Origin of the sequence: Microbacterium halotolerans, from assembly GCF_003569805.1 — a bacterium.
GTDB classification, from domain to species: domain Bacteria; phylum Actinomycetota; class Actinomycetes; order Actinomycetales; family Microbacteriaceae; genus Microbacterium; species Microbacterium halotolerans.
Genome location: NZ_KZ984052.1, coordinates 1 through 20,073, shown reverse-complemented (window position 1 = coordinate 20,073; position 20,073 = coordinate 1). Strand labels below are relative to the sequence as shown.

18 protein-coding genes are annotated in these 20,073 nt (G+C 68.4%); 8 read left to right on the top strand and 10 right to left on the bottom strand.

Translation table 11 applies throughout. The features are described 5' to 3' along the window. Positions 1-42 precede the first annotated feature (42 nt). Both DZG09_RS09380 and smc read right to left on the bottom strand, forming a co-directional pair. The gene (locus DZG09_RS09380; RefSeq protein ID WP_119697500.1) at positions 43-1,473 is read right to left on the bottom strand and encodes a class I SAM-dependent methyltransferase; all 1,431 of its coding nucleotides are present in this window, start codon (positions 1,471-1,473) and stop codon (positions 43-45) included. Continuing rightward, positions 1,470-5,189 (bottom strand): chromosome segregation protein SMC, encoded by a 3,720-nt coding sequence (gene smc / locus DZG09_RS09375; protein WP_119697499.1) that lies wholly within the window; start codon positions 5,187-5,189, stop codon positions 1,470-1,472. Before smc ends, DZG09_RS09380 begins: the two co-directional genes overlap by 4 nt. A 612-nt stretch (positions 5,190-5,801) precedes the next feature. Between smc and DZG09_RS09365 the strand changes: the two genes are divergently transcribed. The 6 genes from DZG09_RS09365 (at position 5,802) to DZG09_RS09335 (ending at position 10,730) form a co-directional block, all read left to right on the top strand. After that, positions 5,802-6,101, top strand: a complete 300-nt coding sequence (locus DZG09_RS09365; protein WP_162893251.1) for a hypothetical protein — start codon at positions 5,802-5,804, stop codon at positions 6,099-6,101. A 132-nt stretch (positions 6,102-6,233) separates the two neighbouring features. Beyond that, the gene (locus tag DZG09_RS09360; RefSeq protein ID WP_162893250.1) at positions 6,234-7,175 is read left to right on the top strand and encodes a CPBP family intramembrane glutamic endopeptidase; all 942 of its coding nucleotides are present in this window, start codon (positions 6,234-6,236) and stop codon (positions 7,173-7,175) included. Positions 7,176-7,299: 124 nt separating this feature from the next. Continuing rightward, positions 7,300-8,271 (top strand): 2-phospho-L-lactate transferase, encoded by a 972-nt coding sequence (gene cofD, locus DZG09_RS09355; protein ID WP_119697495.1) that lies wholly within the window; start codon positions 7,300-7,302, stop codon positions 8,269-8,271. Positions 8,272-8,362: 91 nt separating this feature from the next. Further along, positions 8,363-8,896 (top strand): hypothetical protein, encoded by a 534-nt coding sequence (locus DZG09_RS09350; RefSeq protein WP_162893249.1) that lies wholly within the window; start codon positions 8,363-8,365, stop codon positions 8,894-8,896. Between the two features lie 311 nt (positions 8,897-9,207). Next, a complete protein-coding gene (locus DZG09_RS09340; RefSeq protein ID WP_119697493.1) occupies positions 9,208-9,495 on the top strand; it encodes a helix-turn-helix domain-containing protein in 288 nt (95 codons plus the stop codon). Continuing rightward, positions 9,492-10,730, top strand: a complete 1,239-nt coding sequence (locus DZG09_RS09335; RefSeq protein WP_119697492.1) for a type II toxin-antitoxin system HipA family toxin — start codon at positions 9,492-9,494, stop codon at positions 10,728-10,730. The genes DZG09_RS09340 and DZG09_RS09335 overlap by 4 nt, the downstream gene beginning before the upstream one ends. Before the next feature lie 31 nt (positions 10,731-10,761). Here the strand turns inward: DZG09_RS09335 and mutM are convergent, their stop codons facing one another. From mutM to DZG09_RS09305, 6 genes are all read right to left on the bottom strand, one after another. After that, the gene (gene mutM, locus DZG09_RS09330) at positions 10,762-11,691 is read right to left on the bottom strand and encodes a bifunctional DNA-formamidopyrimidine glycosylase/DNA-(apurinic or apyrimidinic site) lyase (protein WP_119697952.1); all 930 of its coding nucleotides are present in this window, start codon (positions 11,689-11,691) and stop codon (positions 10,762-10,764) included. Between the two features lie 71 nt (positions 11,692-11,762). Continuing rightward, positions 11,763-12,494 (bottom strand): ribonuclease III, encoded by a 732-nt coding sequence (rnc, locus tag DZG09_RS09325; protein ID WP_240423906.1) that lies wholly within the window; start codon positions 12,492-12,494, stop codon positions 11,763-11,765. A 6-nt stretch (positions 12,495-12,500) separates the two neighbouring features. Beyond that, positions 12,501-12,710 (bottom strand): 50S ribosomal protein L32, encoded by a 210-nt coding sequence (gene rpmF / locus DZG09_RS09320; RefSeq protein ID WP_119697491.1) that lies wholly within the window; start codon positions 12,708-12,710, stop codon positions 12,501-12,503. Between the two features lie 2 nt (positions 12,711-12,712). Beyond that, positions 12,713-13,207 carry a YceD family protein gene (locus tag DZG09_RS09315; protein ID WP_119697950.1) on the bottom strand — a complete coding sequence of 165 codons (495 nt, stop codon included), beginning with the start codon at positions 13,205-13,207 and terminating at the stop codon, positions 12,713-12,715. Positions 13,208-13,333: 126 nt separating this feature from the next. Beyond that, a complete protein-coding gene (gene coaD / locus DZG09_RS09310; RefSeq protein WP_119697490.1) occupies positions 13,334-13,834 on the bottom strand; it encodes a pantetheine-phosphate adenylyltransferase in 501 nt (166 codons plus the stop codon). 142 nt (positions 13,835-13,976) lie between these two features. Continuing rightward, positions 13,977-16,157 (bottom strand): ATP-dependent DNA helicase RecG, encoded by a 2,181-nt coding sequence (locus tag DZG09_RS09305; RefSeq protein WP_119697489.1) that lies wholly within the window; start codon positions 16,155-16,157, stop codon positions 13,977-13,979. A gap of 201 nt (positions 16,158-16,358) precedes the next feature. Between DZG09_RS09305 and rsmD the strand changes: the two genes are divergently transcribed. Beyond that, positions 16,359-16,919, top strand: coding sequence for a 16S rRNA (guanine(966)-N(2))-methyltransferase RsmD (rsmD, locus tag DZG09_RS09300; RefSeq protein ID WP_119697949.1), 561 nt, complete (start codon positions 16,359-16,361; stop codon positions 16,917-16,919). Positions 16,920-17,011: 92 nt separating this feature from the next. On the opposite strand, the gene DZG09_RS09295 is transcribed toward rsmD, so the two are convergent. Continuing rightward, a complete protein-coding gene (locus tag DZG09_RS09295) occupies positions 17,012-18,109 on the bottom strand; it encodes a fatty acid desaturase family protein (protein ID WP_119697488.1) in 1,098 nt (365 codons plus the stop codon). A 68-nt stretch (positions 18,110-18,177) separates the two neighbouring features. Further along, positions 18,178-19,152: a thiamine-phosphate kinase gene (gene thiL, locus DZG09_RS09290; RefSeq protein WP_119697487.1), complete on the bottom strand. Its 975-nt coding sequence runs from the start codon at positions 19,150-19,152 to the stop codon at positions 18,178-18,180. A 202-nt stretch (positions 19,153-19,354) separates the two neighbouring features. Here thiL and DZG09_RS09285 point away from each other — a divergent pair, with 202 nt between their 5' ends. Beyond that, positions 19,355-19,870 carry a DUF3515 family protein gene (locus tag DZG09_RS09285; protein ID WP_240423905.1) on the top strand — a complete coding sequence of 172 codons (516 nt, stop codon included), beginning with the start codon at positions 19,355-19,357 and terminating at the stop codon, positions 19,868-19,870. The last annotated feature ends 203 nt before the right edge of the window (positions 19,871-20,073 follow it).

The following is a 20,073-nucleotide window of genomic DNA, read 5'->3' as shown; positions in this document are numbered from 1 at the left end:
TCCCCGCCCGCGGCCGTCCGCCCGGTCGCGGAAACCGAGTCGCTACCGCGTCGAGGCGGTCACGGTGAACTTCGAGTTGCGTGCAACCTGGCGAGTCGTCCCGACGAGCTTCTCGAGCTGCGGCCGATAGCGCAGATGCGAGTTCCACACGCACCACAGTTCGCCGCCCGGCCTCAGCACGCGGGCGGCGTGGGCGAACAGACGGGGCGCGACCTCGGTCGTCACAGCGGCACCCGAGTGGAACGGCGGGTTCAGCAGGACCAGGTCGGCCGACGCGTCAGGCTGCGCACCCAGCGCGTCGTCCCGGATGACCGTGACACCGGATGTCGTGCCGACACGAAAGGACGGACCACGGTCGTGCCGAGAGTCGGTGTCGCCAGCATCGGCCGCGTCCCCGGTCGCTGCGGTCACCTCCGGATCGACAGCGGCGCTCTCTTCGGAGGCGATCCAGTTGGCTGCGACTGTCGCCCTCGCAGATGCGACCGCCGCTGCCGACTGATCGGTCGCGATGACGCGAGCATCGGGGTGCGCCAGCGCGTACGACACCGCGATGACACCGGTGCCGCAGCCGAGGTCGATCACCCGCGACGCAGCAGGCGCCCGGTCGAGCACGCTCAGCAGCAGACGCGTGCCGATGTCGACGCCCGTGCCGGCGAAGGCGGCGCCGTGCGCGCAGATCGTCAGCCCCGTTGCGTCGTCGCGCTCAGCGCGCGGCCAGTCAGAGGCGCTGGGCTCCGTTCCGCTCTCGTCGACGGCCGCTGGTCGCTCGGTCCTGCCCTGCAGGCGGGCGCGCGGAACCGAGGCGCGCAGCACCCTCGACTTGCCGACGCCTCTGTCAGCGGCAACCGTCTCGAAGTGCCGCGCGAGCACCTCGTTCATCGCGGGCGACATATGCTTCACGCGCCCGCCCGCGACGACGCGCACCGCAGGATCGGCGTGGCGGGCGATGAGGCCTGCCATCTCATCGAGCGCGTCCAACGAGCGCGGCAGCTGCACCAGCACGAGCGTCGCACCGGTGAGCAGGTCGGCATCGAGCGCGTGCCAGCTCACTCCCGGCACATCGATCCGATCGGCGTCTGCTGCCTTCGAGAAGCCGCGCTCATCCTGATCTCCCGGCGGCCCCGCAAGCCCGATCTCCACGGCGTTCAGCCGCGCCGCTCGCTCTCCCGACAGCGCGTCCTGATGCACCCGCACGCGGAATCCCGCCGCAGCCAGCGGCAGTGCCAGTGCCCCGTACCGGTCCCCCACCACGACCACGCCCGCGAACTGCGCGCTTTTCGCCGAGATGCGCCGATCTGGTCGCCCTTTCGTACCAGAAGTGCGCATCTCGTGAGCCGATTCCAGATGATCGAGACCAGCCGACGCCAGGATCAGCCGATCGCTCGCGTCGGCCGCCACCAGATCGTGCGCCTCGACATCCGGGCGTCGACGCAGCGTCGGTGCGATCCGCGCGAACTCGTCTGCAGCGCTCATGCGGTGGCGCGCTCGCTGATGCGCTGACCGACCACTGCCGAGACTCCGTCCTGCCGCATCGAGACGCCGTAGAGCGCGTCGGCGATCTCCATCGTGCGCTTCTGGTGCGTGATGATGATGAGCTGACTGCTCTCGCGCAGCGTCTCGAACACGCCGAGGAGCCGACCCAGGTTGGCGTCGTCGAGCGCTGCCTCGACCTCGTCGAGGATGTAGAACGGGCTCGGCCTCGCTTTGAAGATCGCGGTCAGCAGAGCCACCGCCGCGAGTGAGCGCTCGCCGCCCGACAGCAGCGACAGCCGTTCGATCTTCTTGCCCGCCGGCCGCACCGCGACCTCGATGCCGGTCGTGAGCATGTCATCCGGGTTCGTCAGCGAGATGCTGCCGGTGCCACCGGGGAAGAGGATCGGAAACACCTCGCCGAAAGCCGCCTTCGTGTCTTCGAACGCCGCGGCGAAGATGGTCTGCATGCGCTCGTCGAGGTCGTCGATGATCGTGAGCAGATCCTTGCGGGTCTGCGCCAGGTCGTCGAGCTGCTCCTTCAGGAACGCGTGCCGCTGCTCGAGCGCCGCGAACTCCTCCAGCGCCAACGGGTTGACTTTGCCGAGCTGGGCGAGTTTGCGCTGGGCATCGCGGAGCCGGCGCTCCTGCATGCGCCGGTCGTACGGGATCGTCTCGATCTCTTCGTCCGGGTCGACAGGCACCGCTCCGGATGCGTCGTCCGCGACCGGCGCATCGGAAAGCACCGGATCATCAGCGTTGTCCGTATCGGCCCGAACGGTCACTGCGCTCGCGCGTGCTTCCGCTTCGACTGCCTCGGCCGCGCTGTGCTCGCTCTGTTCGTCCTCGTCGGCGAGAGCGGTGTGCTCGTCCGCGTCACGAAGGACCTCCTGCGGCGCGCGTGCCGGGGCGATGTCGGCGATGTCCTTCGGCACGGGCTGCTCGGGGCCGTACTCCGCGACGAGAACGGCTTCGCCGAGGGCGAGTTCGCTGTCGACCCGTTCGAGCAGGCTCGACACGTGCAGCTTCTTCTCGTGGATCTGCAGTTCCAGCCCGTGCACGCTCTCGGTGAGACCTGCCAGGCGCTCGCGCAGCTGCGTCTCCTGACGGCGCAGGTCTCTGAGTTCCTCGTTCTGCTCGCTGCGTCGCTTCTCCGCCTCGACGAGCGCGAGGCGAGCCTCCGACACCGAGCCGTCCACCGACTCCATCACCACGGGAAGATCGCCGGCCACGCCGTGCGCCACCTCGCGCTGACGACGGCGGATCACCGCACGGCGTGCGGCCTGCTCGGCCGCGACCTTCTCGCGCTCACGCTGCTTCTCGAGGCTGGCCGCCCTGTTCTCCGCCGCCCGCACCCGCTCGCGCAGGGTCTCGACCTCGAGCCGTCGCGCCATCTCCTCCTCGCGCGCCGCATCGAGCGCCGCCACGAGGCCGTCCCTGGCCGACGCGTCGAGAATGGGCCGCGGTTCCGCGAGCGCCGTTTCGAGTGCCGCTGCCTGTTCCCCGACCTTGGCTTCGGCATCCGCCACCGCTGTCTGCGACTGTGAGAGCCCCGCCTCGAGGCGCTCGCACTCGGCGACCGCCGACTCGTAGCGAACGGTGACGCGATTGAGGTGCTCCGCATGCTGGGCGAGCTGGGCATCGTGCTGACGCAGCTCGGTCAGGGTCTCCTTCGAACGCGCCCGCGCAGTCTGCAGCCGTTCCGAGGCCTCCTTGCGCCGCACGGCGAGGTCGTCGACCTCCGCCCTCATCCGTTCCAGCGTCGCCAGCGCATCGTCGCGCTCTGCCTGCAGCTCGAGGCGGGACAGCCCCTCGCCCGACCCGGCGCGCAGTGTGTGCTCGGTGACGACCTCGCCCGCGCGCGTGACCACGATGATCCGTCCGCGGTCGGGAAGAGCGGGCGCCGCGGCGAGCGCGGCTTCGAGGTCGTCGGCGATAGCCACGTGCGCCAGGATCGCGCGCACGCCGTCCGGCGCCTCGACGACAGCGAGCGCAGGCGTGAGCTCGTCGGGCATCGGCACGACGGCAGGGCGACCGTCGGCGATCACGATGTCGACGACAGCGTCCGCACCGGATGCGACAGCGCGGGCATCGGCACGCGTACGCACCAGCACGCCCTCGGCGAGGGGCCCGAGCGCGGCCGCGATCGCCGCTTCGAACCCGCTGTCGACCTGAACGGAGTCGCCGACGAGCCCTACGATGCCGTGGCCGCCTGCCGCGATGATGTCGGCTGCACCATTGCGCACGTCGAGCGCGCTGCCGAGCGCCGCGGCCTTCGCGGTGAGCGCATCGGTCTCCCGCTCGGCGGAACGGTGCTGTTCGCGCAGCTGTTCGACGTCGCTCTCCGCCTCGCTCGCCTGCTGCTGAGCCTCCTCATAGGCCGCCTGCAGTTGGGCGGCGGTTCCCTCTGAGACCTCGGCGTCGTCGAGCGCCTCGTACGCCTCGGTCGCCTCCTCACGGCGCTGCCTGGCCGAGTCGAGCTGTGTCTGCTGGCGCACCACGGCCTGCCGCACCGCCTCGAGCGCCGACTCGGCGGCCTCCCCCTGGCCGCGCAGCGTCGTGATGCGCATGTCGTGCTCCGAGACGAGCGCGCTCTGCGCGGCGATCTCGACATCGAGGGCGTCCAGATCCGCTTTCGCCGCTGCGACGCCGCGGCCCGCCAGTTCGACCGCGTCCTGCGCGTCGCCCAGTCCGTCGCCGATCTCGGTGATCTCGGCCTTGGCCTCGTCGACCGCAGCCTGCGTGACCGTGACGGACGACGGCGCATCCTCCTCCTCGGTGCCGAGCAGTGCGAGACGCTGGTTCGCGAGAGTGAACAGCCCTCGCAGTCGCTCCTGCACCTGCTCGAGCTCGAACGCCACGCTGCGCGCCTCGTCGACCTCCGCGGAGTTCTGCTTCGCCTCCAGCGCCGCGACGCGTGCCTTCACGTCGTCTGCGCGCTCCTGCAGCACGAGGCGTTCGGTGTGACGCTCGTGCTCGTTGCGAGCGTGGTCGGCCAGGGCCTTGCGCAGCTGCACCACCTCGTCAGCGAACAGACGCGCCTTCGCGTCACGCACCACGGCAGCGATCGTCTGCGCCTCCCGCGCGATCTCCGCCTGCTTGCCGAGGGGCTTCAGCTGGCGCCGGATCTCGCCTGCCAGGTCGCTGAGGCGAGTGAGATTCTGTTCCATCGCCGTGAGCTTGCGGAGCGTCTTCTCCTTGCGGCGACGGTGCTTGAGGATGCCGGCCGCCTCTTCGATGAAGCCGCGACGATCCTCCGGTGTCGCCTGCAGCACGGTGTCGAGGCGCCCCTGTCCGACGATCACGTGCATCTCGCGGCCGAGGCCCGAATCGCTGAGCAGCTCCTGCACATCGAGCAGTCGACAGGTCTCGCCGTTGATCGAGTACTCGCTCTGTCCGCTGCGGAACAGTGTGCGGCTGATCGTCACCTCGCTGTACTCGATCGGCAGCGCCCCGTCGGAGTTGTCGATCGTCAGCTGCACTTCCGCGCGGCCGAGCGGACCGCGCGTTGCCGTGCCGGCGAAGATGACGTCCTCCATCTTGCCGCCGCGCAGGCTCTTGACGCCCTGCTCGCCCATCACCCACGAGAGCGCATCGACGACGTTCGACTTGCCCGACCCGTTCGGCCCGACGATCGCGGTGACACCGGGCTCCAGCACGAAGGTGGTCGGCTGCGCGAATGACTTGAATCCCTTGATCGTGACTGACTTCAGGTGCATCCGGCCTCCTCTCCTTCGTCGCAGGTCGCGCGCGAAATCTCGCTCCAGCCTATTGCTCGCGCGAGGAGAGCCCCGCAGTGGCGCGGCAGTTCGACTCGGCCCGTTCCAGCGCGAGCATCGTCGCAGCATTGCGCCGCCCAGCGTTCCGATGTCCTCCAGCGCGTCGCTTGACGACACACCAGGAACCCCCATAGTGTTCCATCTGTCAGGTCTGTTCCAGGCATCACGCCCGCAGAGTATTGAGAGGAGAACACCATGATGAATAATCCAGCCATGGTTTCCGCCCCAGCTCTGCCCGCGGCGCGTCTCGCCCGACGTCAGGCCTTTGGCACCTCTTCACGACGTCTGGGCTAGTCAGAGTCTCGTTTCCGACCCTTCTACCGGGTCATCTTCTGAGCTCTCGCTGAGCTTCGTGCCAGCGCCGCTCGGGCTTCGCCCTTTTCGCCGCTGACCGCATCCGGCCCGCCGCTCTGCACCTCGTGCCACGCGCGGCCGCCGTCCGGTTCAGCCCCCTGGGCGAACGCCCGTGCGCCCCGGATCTGCGCGCCATCACCGCGTCGCGCCCCGCCACTCCTCTCCCCCTTTCTCATCTCTTCCATCCTGGAGTTCATCGTGAACGTTTCTGCCCCCGTCCGCCCCCGCTCAGTCGACAGCGCACAATCGAGCACCGCTGTCGGCGCCGTCGAGCTCATCCATCGTGTACCCCGGACCACCCTGGTGGACCGGCTCGTCATGCGCATCGGCGTCGCCATGCTCATCTGGAGCACGCGACCGGATGCCGCACACACACCGCACATCTCGGTGCTCGCTGACGACCCCCGCGCCCCGCTCTACGCCAGGCACGCCGCCGACGAATCCCTCGCACGGGGCGCGCTGGTCCACGGCGTGTTCCTGCAGCCCGCGGGCCGCTGATGCCCGCGAGCGCCTGCGTTCTTCGCGAGTGCCTACGCTTTTCCGTAGGCACTCGCGAGCTTCCTAGGCACTCGCGGGCAGCCGGATGCCGGGGCTTGACCATGACGCGGCGTCATGGTCTGCAATGAACCCATGCAAAGAAATTCACATCTCCCGCCCCGGAAGAAAGATCCTTCCTACGTTCGAGCACTTCGGACAGGAAAGACGCCCTGGCGCAGTCTCGTCGCCATTGCAGCCGCCTTTCTTGTCTTCGCCTTCATCACCTACATCGCCATGGGGCCTGTCGCGACCTTCGCGGACACCGCGCTGGGGCAAGAGCCGTTTGACGCCGCGAATCCACGGATCACCCTCGGCCTGTGGGTCGGCGGGAACCTCCTCATCGCATCGATGATTCCGGTGGCCGGGCTCCTGCAGTGGGTGACCTTCGGTGTGCGACCGGGTCGACTCTCCTCAGTGGTCGGGCGATTCCGTTGGCGATGGCTTGCCGAAGTAGCGCTCATCTTCGTCCCGCTTTGGCTCATCTTCAGTGGGATCTCCCTGAGTCTCTCTCCCGTGGGGTCTCCGGTCTTCTCACCTTCGAGCTTCGTTCTCGCAGCGGTCGCTCTCGTTACCATTCCCCTCCAGGCCGCTGGTGAGGAGTATCTTTTCCGCGGGCTCTTGATGCGGGCAGTGGGTGCCCTGTTCTCACGTCAGGGTGTCGCCGTCATCGTCGCGATCGCCGTCACCTCCGTTGGATTCACCGTCTTTCATGCCCCCAGCACAGGGTGGGCGCTGACCTACTACCTCTTCGTGGCCGTGTGCTTCTCGCTTCTGACTCATCTGACAGGCGGCCTGGAGGCGAGCGTTCTGGCCCACGCCACCGGAAACGTAACGCTCACGCTGCCGATCCTCTTCAGCGGCGAGTTGGACGAGTTGACCGCCACGTCTGGGCCGCTGCTGCTCCTGCCGATGGTCGCGATGGGCGCAGCCACCGTGCTCATCTGGTGGCGAGCGAAACGACGCGGTTACACCCCACACTCCGGTGACGACACTGAACCGTCCTCCGCGGTCGGCCTTCCAGTCGGCTCGCGCTGAACCGACCCTGCACGCAGCCAGCTCGGTTGCGTGACCGTGTCTTAGGCAGCTGAGTGCAAGCGGATCTTCGAAGTTCCATAGGCACTCGCGAGATGCGCAGGCTTTCGCGGGATAGCGTGAAGGGATGAGGATTGTTGTCGTCGGTGGCGGTGTCGGGTGTGCGCGGTTCGTCGCGGGGGTGCGGGAATGGGCTGCGCGCTCCGACGAGGAGCACCGGATCGACGTGGTCGTCAACACGGCGGACGACTGGTGGGTCTCAGGCCTGCGGATCGCGCCCGATCACGACAGCCTGCTGTATGCGCTCGCCGGTGTGAACGACACCTCTCGGGGCTGGGGCAGGGCCGGCGAGACCGAGCGTGTTGCGGCAGAGCTCGCCGCATGGGGCACGGCTCCGGACTGGTTCACGCTGGGTGACCTCGACCTCGGCACGCACATCGCCCGCACAGCGTGGCTGCGTGAGGGCGCATCCGTGTCCGAGGTGTACCGTCGGCTCGGTTCGCGCTGGGAGCTCGGCGTCACACTGCATCCGGCCACCGACGACGAGATCGACACGCACGTGCGCCTCGCCGACGGCAGCGACATCCACTTCCAGGAATGGTGGGTGCGCCTCCGCGCCGGCGGCGACGCCACCGGCTTCTCCCAGCACGGCATCGACAGCGCCGCACCGTCGGAGGGCGCGCTCGGTTCCATAGCTCTGGCCGACGTCGTCCTCATCGCGCCGTCGAACCCGATCGTCTCCGTCGATCCCGTGCTCGCCGTGCCAGGCATGCGCGAGGCCCTCGGCGATGCCGCCGCTCCCATCGTGGGCGTATCGGGCATCATCGGCGGCGCCGTGGTGCGCGGCATGGCCGACACCTGCCTCGCGATCGAGGGCATCGAGACCTCAGCGCGTGCCGTCGCCGAGCACTACGGCGTGCGCTCGCGGGGTGCGCTGCTCGACGGCTGGCTCGTCGACGACGCCGACGCCGACGCTGTTCAACCGCTCACGGCATCCGGGATCACGACTCGCGCCGTGCCGCTGTGGATGCGCGACCCCGACACGTCGGCACAGCTCGCGAACGATGCGCTGGAGCTGGCTGCTTCACTCAGCAGGTGATACGGAGGTGGCTGCAGCGCCGCGGGCCTGAGGCGACACGGCACGGGCTTCCGGCCGGATCGCCGATCCGCCGAAGTCATAGACTCGTACGGTGACCATGCCGCTTCAGCACCCGCACGCAGTGTTCTCCGGGGCCTGGGGCGACACCACGACGGGGGCCTGGTATCCCGTGCAGGCGGTCGTGAGCGCAGGGATCGTGACACTCTGGGTCGCATCGGCAGCGGGCGGCTGGACGCAGCATTTCAGCGTGCCTGCACAAGAGGTCACGGTGAAGTCCGCCGCGCAGCGCATCACGCTGGCCGTCGGTGGTCGAAGCTACCCGATCCTCGCCGACCCGGCTGCGGTGGGCCGCGCCCTCGGTTTCACGAGCATGGGCATCGTCGGCGGCATCACCCATCACCACCCCGGCTACGGCGTTGCCAGCGACGTCGGGCGCGGTGTGAACCAGGTCGCCGCCGCGAACGCCTTCAGCGCGCGAGGCGGCGGCGAGTTCCTCTCAGCGATGCGAGCCTCGGGCGCACGGGTCTCACGTCTCGGCTACGGCGCGATCGCGGCCATCGGCTGCGGTGGCGGCGCACTGGTCGTGTTCGTCGTGATCGCCGTCGCGGTGGCGTTCAGCCTTTAGGGAACTCACCTACGCGGAGCACCCGTGGCACCCGGCGGCTCCATCGGGTGCTGTCCGCCCGCATCTTTCCGATGCCAAGAGCCTCCGCCGCCTCTGCATCGTCCCGCACCGCGGGCACGGCGCCCCGTCGCGGCCGTAGGCATTATTGAGCGAGTGCGCGAAGCAACCCGCCTCGCCGTACGAACTCCATTCACGTACCGCCAGTCGATTCGCCACTCGCCTCGCGATTGAATGGCAGTTCAAATGACGATGTTACTCGCCGTATAAATGCGTAAAGTTGTGTATCGTCGTCATATGTGAAAGGAGTCGCGATGGCCGGGTACAAGATCGACGGTCAACTCAGCACGTTCGGCGAGCACGTGCACGGCTGGCGCATGGTGCTGGGCCTGACCGCACAGCAGGTCGCAGAGCGCGCCGACATCACGCGCGACACCCTGCGCAAGATCGAGACAGGAGATCCTGGCGTGCGCTTCGGCAGCGTCATGCAGGTCCTGCGCGCTCTCGGCGCGCTCGACCAGGCCGTCGACGCGATCGATCCGCTCAGCAGCGACATCGGACGGCTGCGGGCCGGGAGCCTCGCGAAGAAGAGGGCCCGATGAACACCGTCGAGGTCTTCGAGGGCGACGATGCCAGGCTGGTCGGCCGGGCGCACTTCACCCGGGCTCGGGGCCAGATCTCCACGACGTTCCTGTACGACGCCGGCTATCTCGCCGACGGCGGCATGAGCATCGACCCCGCTCTGCCGCTCGTGTCCGGATCCCAGCATCAGGCAGGGCTCGTGCGCGCGTTCGCCGACAGCGCCCCGGACCGCTGGGGCCGGAACCTCATCGAGAAGGCCGAGCGCGGACGCGCCCGCGAGGCGGGCCGGGCACCGCGCCGGCTGGACGACCTCGACTTCCTGCTCGGGGTCAGCGACGACACCCGCCAGGGAGCACTGCGCTTCAGGCTCCCCGGGGAGGATGCCTTCCTGGGGAAGCCGTCGAGCGTCCCTCAGCTGGTGTCGCTGCCCGAGCTGCTGCGCGCGGCCGATGAGGTCGCCTCCGACGACGATCCCGCCCTGGCGATCAAGCAGCTCCTGGACACAGGCACGACGGGACTGGGCGGTGCGCGCCCCAAGGCGTCGGTGCGCCTCGAAGACGGATCGCTGGCGATCGCGAAGTTCCCGCACGGCAGCGACCAGTGGGACGTCATGGCCTGGGAGGCCACGGCGCTCGACCTGATGGAGGCCGCCGGGATCAGGACGCCCCGCAGAAGGCTCACCCGCGTCGGCGGGCGCAGCGTGCTGATCCTGCGCCGGTTCGACCGCACCGAGCTGGGGCAGAGGATCGGGTACATCAGCGCCATGACGGCGCTGGGCGGGGCCGACGGCGAGCACCGCGACTACGCCGACATCGCCGAGGCGATCCGCGACCTCTCGCTCTCCCCTCGGGCGGACCACCACGAGCTCTTCGACCGCGTGGTCGCGAGCGTCGCATTGGGCAACACCGACGACCATCTGCGCAACCACGGCTTCCTCGCCGACCGTGGCTTCTGGACCCTCAGCCCCACCTTCGACGTGAACCCGAGCCCGGATCTGTGGCGGGCGAGGTCGACATCGGTCATGGGAGCAGACACGCAACCCGACGAGGCCGAGGCTCTGCTGGCCCTCGCGGAGGAGTGCAGCCTCGACGCAACGCAGGCCCGGGAGAGGATGCGCAACGTCACCGCAGCGCTGATCGGCTGGCGCGACGCTGCGCTGAAGAACGGCGTCCGCACGCAGGAGATCACGATGATGGCCGAATCGATCCAGCCTCGTCTGAAGAGCGTACTCAAGGCTTCGGGAGCAGAAGCGTGACCGAGGCGCGACGTCAAGCACCAGGCATTGCCTAGCGCCTCCGCTGGCACCTCGGACAGAAGTGGCTCGAGCGGTTCGCGAACGCCTCGCGCCGGATCGGGCCGCCGCAGCGCGGGCACGGCGCTCCCCCACGCCCGTACGCGTTGAGCGAGTGCGCGAAGTAGCCCGCCTGCCCGTTCACATTCACATACTGCGCGTCGAAGCTCGTGCCGCCCTCCGCGAGTGCTTTCTGCAGCACGGCGCGCACCTCCGCGAGCAGACGGTTCGCCGCACGGATGGAGAGATCGCGCGCCGCCGTCTCCGGATGCACACGCGCCGCCCAGAGCGCCTCGTCGGCGTAGATGTTGCCGATGCCGCTGGCGACCGTCTGGTCGAGCATCACGCGTTTGATCCCGGATGACGAACGCGCCAGCCTCGAACGGAACGCCAGCTCATCGAATGCCGTGTCAAGCGGGTCGCGGCCGATGTGCGCCGCCTGCGCCGGTACGAGTGGTGCCTCGTCTCCGAAACCACCCGCCGCGTTGTCCGACGTGGGAACCAGCGGGTCGACCGCGAGAGAGCCGAATGTGCGCTGATCGGCGAACACGATCGCCAGCTCGCCGTGCTCCGGATTCCGGATGGCGAATCGCACCCGCTCGTGGCGCTCGGCGGGTGCACCGGGCTCACGCAGCAGCATCTGGCCGCTCATGCCGAGATGCACCATGATCGCCTCATGCGCGGGTGCAGCGCCCCCAGCAGGAACCGCCCCGTCCGGAGCATCGAGCGACAGCCACAGGAACTTGCCCCGCCTCACCGCAGCACGCATGCCGCGGCCGACGAGTCGGGCCTCGAAGTCGGCCGCCGACCCGGTATGACGCGTGAGCGCACGGGAGTCGAAGACCTCGACGCTCTCGATCCGGGCGCCCACGATCGCGGGCTGCAGGCCGTGGCGAACGACCTCGACCTCCGGCAGCTCAGGCACGCTCATCCATCTGGGAACGTCGCGCCCTCCCGAGACGACTCGGAGCCATAAGCGGCGTCGGAGCGCCCACTCTACTTCTTGCTGCGCGTGACCGCGCCGCCCTCGCGCTCGCTGAGCCTCTGCCACAGCGTGAGCGCGGCCGCCATCTCAGCGTTCTTCTTGCTCGTGCCCTCGCCCTGCCCCGAGACGTCCGCCACGGTCACCGTCGCTGTGAAGCGTCGCTGATGGTCGGGCCCGCTGGATGCGATCTCGTACTCCGGCGGCTCCGCCCCCATTCGCGAGGCGAGTTCCTGCAGGCTGGTCTTCGGATCCATCGCGGCCCCGTAGCGATCCGGATCCGCCAGCAGCGGCTCGACCAATCGCAGCACGAAAGCCGTGGTCGCCTCGGCGCCGGCCGAGAGGTAGGCGGCGCCGATGATCGCCTCTGTCGCATCGGCGAGCAGCGAATCCTTGTCGCGCCCCCCGGTGTTCTCCTCACCGCGCCCGAGCTTCAGGTACGCTCCGAGACCGATGGTGCGCGCGACCTCTGCGAGTGCAACAGTCGACACCACGCTGGCACGCCGCTTGGCGAGCGCGCCCTCATCGACATCCGGCAGCGTCGTGTAGAGCATCACTGTGACGGCCTGGCCCAGAATCGAGTCGCCCAGAAACTCCAGCCGCTCGTTGTGTGGGATGCCGCCGTGCTCATACGCGTACGAGCGATGCGTCAGTGCCAAACCGAGAAGCTCGGCGTCGATGTCGACGCCGAGCTTCTCGGTGAGAGACCGGATGTCGTCGGTCTCGAAAACGACGTTCGTCGCCACAGGCGATCAGGCGTCGGCGACCTTGCGGCCCTTGTACTCGAGGAACAGCTCAGTGCCCTGCGAGTCGGTGACGACCTTGGCCTGGTGCGGACGGCTGTACACGGTCTTGCCGTTCTCGACGGTCTTGACCAGTGCGGGCGCCTCGGCCTTCCACTGCGCACGACGCGAGCGCGTGTTCGAACGGGATACGCGGCGCTTCGGGGGGTTACCTGCCATGACTAACTCTCTTCTTTCCGGGGGTCGGCACCTGCCGGTGCTGACCCGAACTGCTCGGCGAACTCCTGGAGCCCTGCCCAACGAGGATCGATGGGATCGGGCTTCTCCCCGGCGTTCTCCGCCAGCGGCTCGCCCGTGACCACATCGAGGCCAGGACAATCCGGCTGACACACCGGTTGAAAGGGAAGCGACAGGACGGTGGCGTCCCTGATCAGAGTTTCAAGATCCACGTGGTCGTCTTGAACTTCGAAATCAGCCGCTTCCTCCCCAGAGTACTCGAAAAGCTCCTGGAACTCGACTTCGAGGGGCTCGGAGATGTCGCGCAGACATCTTCCGCACTCCCCCTCGAACACGGTGTCGACGGTTCCCGAGACGAGAATGCCCTCATGCACCGACTCGAGACGGACCTCGAGCTCGAGCTCGCGGCCCTTCGAAACGGACACGATGCCCTCGCCCCAGCGATCGGGTGCCGGGATCGACAGGGTGTGCTCGCGCATCTCGCCCGGCTTGCGGACGATGTCACGGACGGGCAGCACGAACGGCCCGGAGAGACTGGGTTTCACACTCTCGATTCTACGCGTGCCCCGCTGAACAGGCAGTTGACGCGCACGCCGTTCTTGCGTTCAGAAGTCGCTGGGTCCCGCTTCGGCAAGGTACCTGGCCACAGGACCGGGCACGTAGGGCGTCACGTCGCCGCCGAGACCGGCGACCTGACGCACGAGCGAACTCGACACCACCGAGTTGGCGGGATCGGCCAACAGGAACACCGTCTCGATGCCCGAGAGGTGGTTGTTGACGACCGCCATCGGCGTCTCGTACGTCACGTCGCCCTGCGCTCTGATGCCCTTCACGAGCACGCCAGCGCCGACCTCCTGGGCGTAGTCGACGAGCAGACCGACGCTCCAGGAACCGACGATGACATTTCCCTCGACGCCTTCCTCCCGGAGGGACTCCTGCAGCAGCTCGAGGCGCTGCGCGATCGGAAGCATGGCCTCCTTGTCCGGGTTATGGACCACCAGCACATGCAGCTCATCGAAGAGCCCTGCTGCGCGACGGATCACGTCGAGGTGGCCCAGCGTCGGCGGGTCGAAGGAGCCGGGAACGACGGCTACGCGGCTGCTCATACATTCACCCTATGGCAACCGTGCCCCATGTCGCGCGGTGATTCCGGGCCGAATCCGATGATCGCTCGGAGTCGACACCGGTGGTGCGACCGCGAAGGGTGGCCTGACGTGCCGACCAGAGTGCTCTCCGCGCAGCAGGCGGTCACGACTTCGCCAACGCGGCGCGCTCGCGGTCCGTGACACGACGGCGCAGCGCGTCGGCAAGCCCGGAGTGCCGCTGCAGCACCGGGTCGTCTGCGATGATCGCCTCCGCAAGCTGACGCGCTCTCATGATGAGACGCACGTCTTTGACGACGCGGAGCAGTTTCAACGAGCTGCGCACACCGGACTGGTTCGATCCGAGCACATCGCCCTCGCCGCGCAGTTCGACGTCTTTCTCGGCCAGCTCGAATCCGTCGAGTGTTCCCGCGACCGCCTCGACGCGCCTTCTCGCATCAGTGTTCTCCTCCGCCTCGGTGACGAGCAGACACAGGCCAGGCACTGCACCGCGCCCGACCCGACCGCGCAGCTGGTGCAGCTGCGACACTCCGAAGCGGTCAGCCTCCACGATGATCATCGTCGAGGCGTTCGGTACGTCGACGCCCACTTCGATGACCGTCGTGGCGACGAGGATGTCGATGTCACCGCGGGAGAACGCCTGCATGGTGGCGTCCTTCTCCTCCGACGACATCTTGCCGTGCAGGATCGCGATGCGCAGCCCCCGGATGTCCGGATGGGTCGCGATCGTCTGCGCCAGCTGCACGACGCCCCATTTCGGCCCCTTTCGCTCGCCCTCCTCCGGCTCCGGGGCGTCATCGGCGAAGCCATCCGGATCCTCTTCGACGGCCTTCCCGCTGTCGTCGACGTCGATCGCCGAGCACACCGCGAACACCTGGTGACCCTTGCGCACTTCTTCTGCAGCCCGCTCCCACACGCGCGGCCACCAGCCCGGGTGTTCGGCGACCGGCGCGGCGAACGTCTGGATGCCCGCCCGACCCGCAGGCATCGTGCGGATCGTCGACACGTCGAGGTCGCCGAAGACTGTCATCGCGACCGTGCGCGGAATGGGCGTCGCGGTGAGCACCAGCATGTGCGGTGTGCGCCCCTTCGCACGCAGCGCCTCCCGCTGCTCCACGCCGAAGCGATGCTGTTCGTCGACCACGACGAGGCCGAGATCGGCGAACGTCGTCTTGTCGCTCAGCAGTGCGTGCGTGCCCACCACGACGCGTGCCTGACCGCTCGCGACGCGCAGCGCCGCCCTGCGACGCTCGGCCGCGCCCATCTGCCCGGTGAGCAGCGTCGGCATCAGCTCCGTCTGAAGCTCCGGCCCGAGCATCCTCGTTATCGAGCGCAGGTGCTGGGCGGCGAGGACCTCAGTGGGGGCGATCAGCGCGGCCTGCCCTCCCGATTCGGCGACCTGCAGCATGGCGCGCAGAGCCACCAGCGTCTTCCCCGAGCCGACTTCGCCCTGCACGAGTCGGTTCATTGGGTGCTCCTCGACGAGCTCTGCCGCGATCTCGTCGCCGACCGTCAGCTGGTCGGCAGTTCGTTCGAACGGCAGCGTCTGGTCGAAGCGTTCGAGGAGCCCTCCCGGCACCGCCGGCCGGGATGTGCCGTCCATCTCGTGTACGGACTGCCTCTGCTGCGCGAGCGCGATCTGCAGCACCAGCGCCTCGTGCATCCGGAGCGTGTGCTTTGCCTGGTCTGCCTCCTCGATGGCGCTGGGGCGGTGGATCAGGTCGAGGGCTGTCCGGTACGGCAGCAGCTTCTCGCGTTCGCGCAGTTCGTCGGAGAACGGGTCGGCGACGTCTCCGAGCCCGTCGAGCACGGGGCCGATCGCGCGTGCGATGTCCCACGACGGTTCCTTCGACGTCGCCGGGTAGATCGCCATCGGCGTGCGCGCCCACTGCTCGGCATCGGAGCCGGAGTCTTCGTCGTCGAACAGCTCGTACTCGGGGTGCGAGAGCTGCATCGCACGCTGGAAGTACCCGACTTTTCCGGAGAACATGCCGCGGCGACCCGGGGTGAGGTCCCGCTGTCGCCACGCCTGGTTGAAGAACGTGAGCTTCGCCTCGCCGCGGCCGTCGCTGATCGACACCTCGAGGATGCTGCCGCGACGATTGCGCATCGGACGAACCGACGCCGCGCGCACCTCGGCGACGATCGTGACCGTCTCCCCCTCTACCAGACCCGTGATCGGGGTGAGCTCGCCTCGCATCTGGTAGCGCCGCGGGTAGTGGGTGATGAGGTCGCCGACCGTGAGCATGTCGAACGCGCGCTTCAGAGACGCCGCCCGTTTCTCCGGCAGCGCCTCCGCCAGCGGAGTGTCCAGCGTGTACGGCATGCACCGAGTCTATTTCCCGGCACGGACATCGCCTCGACACGCACTCTGGGCGCAGTGCCGAGCTCGAGCACCGGATCGAGCGAGGACGGAGAGCGCCTGCGTTCTCAGGACGAGCGATTCACGGTCGCAGAGCGAAGCTCCAGCACCGGATCAGCCGCGGACGCGCATGAAGCACGAGGGCGGGATGGAAGACTGTACGACGTGACGAGGATCATCGCGGGACTCGCCGGCGGCATCCGGCTCGACGTGCCGGATGCCGGGACGCGGCCGACGAGCGATCGCGTGCGCGAGTCGCTGTTCGGTGCGCTTGAGCCGACCGGCATGCTCGACGGCACCGCAGTGCTGGATCTGTACACCGGCTCCGGCGCCCTCGGTCTGGAGGCGCTCAGCCGCGGGGTCGCAAGCGCCGATCTCGTGGAGCGCGCGCCCAAGGCCGCGGCCGTGGCGCGCCGCAACGCGGAGCGCGTCGCCAAAGCCACGGGGCGCACAGCTCTCGTGCACCCGTCAGCGACGCATGCCTTTCTGCGCCGGTGCACCTCACGTTTCGACCTCGTGTTCCTCGACCCGCCCTACGACCTCGCCGATACCGCTCTCGCCGAAGATCTGAGGCTGGTCGCACCGCTCCTCGTAGACGATGCGCTGGTCATCGTCGAGCGCGCCACGCGATCCGGGCCCCCTGACTGGGAGTCTGCCGGTCTGAGCGCGCTGCGCGAGAAGTCATTCGGCGACACGTCGCTGTATTGGGGCGAGCTTCCGCAGTAGCGCCGCCGTCGAGATGCGCACACTTTGCCCGAGATGCGCACACTTTTTGCGCATCTCGACGACATGTGCGCATCTCGGCAGCAGTGCTGTGGTCAGGTGCCGACGAGATGGCTGCGCTGCTCCACAAGAGGACAGGTGAACACATCGCGCTCGCTGAGACCGACCCGGTTGATGTACTTGACCACGATCGCGTACGACGAGAGCAGGCCCGTCTGCACGTACGGCACACGGTGCTCGCGACAGTACGCCGCGATCACCGGCGCTGCCTTGCGCAGGTGCGGGCGCGGCATCGAGGGGAACAGGTGGTGCTCGATCTGGTAGTTCAATCCGCCCATTGCGGTGTCGAGCAGTCGGCTGCCGCGGATGTTGCGGCTCATCATCGCCTGACGGGTGAGGAAGTCCACCGACGCATCGCGCGGCACGACCGGCATTCCCTTGTGGTTCGGTGCGAATGCCACGCCCATGTAGAAGCCGAAGACACCGAGCTGGACGGCCAGGAACGTGAACGCGATCCCCGGAGAGAGCACGAAGAACACGAGGGTCGCGAATCCGATCAGTCGCACGCTCAGAAACGCGATCTCCACCCAACGGCGATCGAGATGAGTGCGCGTCGCGATTCGGCGCACACCGGATGCGTGCAGCGAGACCCCTTCGAACAGCAGGATAGGGAAGAAGAACAGCCCCTGATGCGCTCGCAGCCATCGACGAACCGGACCCCGTGTCGCTGTCGCCTCCTCGTCGGTGACGGCGATGACCGGCAGTTCGATGTCCGGGTCGGAGCCGATCCTATTCGGGTTCGCATGGTGCCTGGTGTGCTTGTGCTGCCACCAGCCGTAGCTCATGCCGACCAGCAGGTCGCCGAGGATCAGGCTGATCCAGTCGTTCCACTTGCCGGAGACGAAGATCTGCCTGTGTGCCGCATCATGGCCGAGGAACGCGATCTGCGTGAAGATCACGGCGAGGACCGCGGCGGTGAACAGCTGCCACCAGGTGTCGCCGATCCAGACGAAGCCCGCGATCCCGACGAGCAGGGCGAGCGGCAGTCCTATCAGCTTGGTCCAGTAGTAGCCGTAGCGGCGGCGCAGGAACCCGCCGTCTCGGATCCGCTTCGCCAGCTCCGAGAACTCGCTGGTGCCGGTTCTCCTGCTCGTGCGGTGAATCGGTGTCGATGTGGGTCTGACGGTGGCCATGATCGCGCCTCCTTCTTCCGAGCGTACGTCTGGTGCAGCCGGAAGAACAGGGGGGTCGCATCAGACGCCTACCCCGATTGCGCGTCCCAGTCCGCGTACGGGTCCCAGCCACGGCGACCGCGGAACGTCGCGCCGTCGAGCGTCACCTCACCCGCGCCCGTCACCACACGACCGATGGCACGGAACCCGGGAGGCAGCGCGTCGTCGGGGAACGTCGCCAGCAGGGCGTGATCCTCTCCTCCGGCCATCGCGGCATGCACGTCGGGACCGAGAACCGCGGAGTCGAAGGAGATCGCGACGCCGGATGCGTGTGCCATCCGGGAGGCATCGAGCGCGAGACCGTCCGATACGTCCATCATCGCGGTCGCGCCCGAGCGGGCGGCGACGGTCCCGAGGCCGAGCGGCGGTGCCGGGCGCAGCTGGGCGTCGAGCAGCGCGCGATCACCGGCGCCGAGCCGAGCCGGATCGACGGAGATCGGCTCGCCCGCCTTGTCTCTGAATCGGTCGAACAGGATGGCGAGCCCCAGCCCACTGCGTCCGAGCTCGCCCGCCACCGCCACGATGTCTCCCGGCCTCGCGCCGGAGCGGAGCACGGGCTCGCGACCTTCGAGATCGCCGATGGCGGTCACCGCGATCGTGAGTGTGTTCGACACCGTCAGATCGCCGCCGACGACGGCGCAGCCGGGTGCCAGCGCATCGCATGCGTCGCGGAAGCCGTCCGCGAGCTGCTCGACGAACTCGATGACGGTGTCGTTCGGCATCGCCAGCGCCGCCAGCAGCGCGGTCGGACGGGCGCCCATCGCCGCGATGTCGGCGAGGTTCACAGCCGCGGCCTTCCAGCCGAGGTCGTACCCGCTCGACCACGCAAGGCGGAAGTCGGGGCCGTGAACGAGAGTGTCGGTGGTCGCCACAGTGTCGCCGGACGTCCGCAGCACCGCTGCGTCGTCGCCGGGCCCGACAACAGCGGACGTCGCCCGTCCCGTTCGCCGAACGATCCGCGCCAGGATCTCGCCCTCGCTGAGTTCGCCCACAGTCACGCTCACTCCACGAGCCTAGCCTGGCATCACTCGGCTCCACCCGGCCGGGCCGGCGGAACCTCGGATGAAGCGCAGAGGCTCGGAGGGTTCTCGCCCCGGCTCCCGCGGAACTGCGGGTTCTTCTGGATTCTGCGGCGGCGCCGGACGTGCATCGGCACGGGCGCGCTGTCTCAGACAACTCCGACCGACAGCGGCATACGCTGGAGCGGTGATCCACCGAGCCTTCGCTGCCGTTCTCGTCGCCGTCGCTGCGGCGACGGCACTCGCCGGTTGCGCACACACCGTGGCTCTCGAGCCCCAGCCTCAGGCGAACGATCCGCTGTGCGCTGAGGTCTCTGTGCGGCTTCCTGACACGATCGGCGACCAGGCACGGCGATGGACGGATGCACAGGCCACGGCCGCATGGGGCGATGATTCGGGCACGTCGATCATCTTCGCGTGCGGCAAGGAGCCGCCGGCTCCGTCGACGCTGCAGTGCGTGACGATCGGCGGCGTCGACTGGATCGTCGACGAATCCGAGCAGCCGAACCTGCTGATGACGACCTACGGCCGTTCGCCTGCCGCCGAGATATACGTCGACACCACCAAGATCTCCAGCAACGAAGCACTCCAAGCCGTCACCACCTCGGCACAGCAGCTCCCCAGCACCGGCGAGTGCACCACGGCCGACGAAGCGACGAAGATCCCGGAGGACGCCCCCACCACCTCCGGCGGAGACGACTGACACGCCCCACGAGGCGCACCACCCGGTCGTCGGCGCCTGAGCGATTACCGCGACGCGGAGGAGAGACGGGCACCGAGAGCGCCCTGACCGATGACGACGCCGCGAGAGGCGTGCCCACCCGGTCGCCCGTGCCTGAGTGCGCCTATCGCAAGGCGGAGGAGGAAAGGGCACCGAATGTGCCCTGACCGACGACAACGCCGCGA

Excerpts from the sequence above, each read along its gene's own strand:
- DZG09_RS09380 (WP_119697500.1), bottom strand. The coding sequence starts at position 1,473 with ATGAGCGCTGCAGACGAGTTCGCGCGGATCGCACCGACGCTGCGTCGA.
- smc (WP_119697499.1), bottom strand. The coding sequence starts at position 5,189 with ATGCACCTGAAGTCAGTCACGATCAAGGGATTCAAGTCATTCGCGCAG.
- DZG09_RS09360 (WP_162893250.1), top strand. The coding sequence starts at position 6,234 with ATGCAAAGAAATTCACATCTCCCGCCCCGGAAGAAAGATCCTTCCTAC.
- cofD (WP_119697495.1), top strand. The coding sequence starts at position 7,300 with ATGAGGATTGTTGTCGTCGGTGGCGGTGTCGGGTGTGCGCGGTTCGTC.
- DZG09_RS09340 (WP_119697493.1), top strand. The coding sequence starts at position 9,208 with ATGGCCGGGTACAAGATCGACGGTCAACTCAGCACGTTCGGCGAGCAC.
- DZG09_RS09335 (WP_119697492.1), top strand. The coding sequence starts at position 9,492 with ATGAACACCGTCGAGGTCTTCGAGGGCGACGATGCCAGGCTGGTCGGC.
- rpmF (WP_119697491.1), bottom strand. The coding sequence starts at position 12,710 with ATGGCAGGTAACCCCCCGAAGCGCCGCGTATCCCGTTCGAACACGCGC.
- DZG09_RS09315 (WP_119697950.1), bottom strand. The coding sequence starts at position 13,207 with ATGCGCGAGCACACCCTGTCGATCCCGGCACCCGATCGCTGGGGCGAG.
- coaD (WP_119697490.1), bottom strand. The coding sequence starts at position 13,834 with ATGAGCAGCCGCGTAGCCGTCGTTCCCGGCTCCTTCGACCCGCCGACG.
- DZG09_RS09305 (WP_119697489.1), bottom strand. The coding sequence starts at position 16,157 with ATGCCGTACACGCTGGACACTCCGCTGGCGGAGGCGCTGCCGGAGAAA.
- DZG09_RS09295 (WP_119697488.1), bottom strand. The coding sequence starts at position 18,109 with ATGGCCACCGTCAGACCCACATCGACACCGATTCACCGCACGAGCAGG.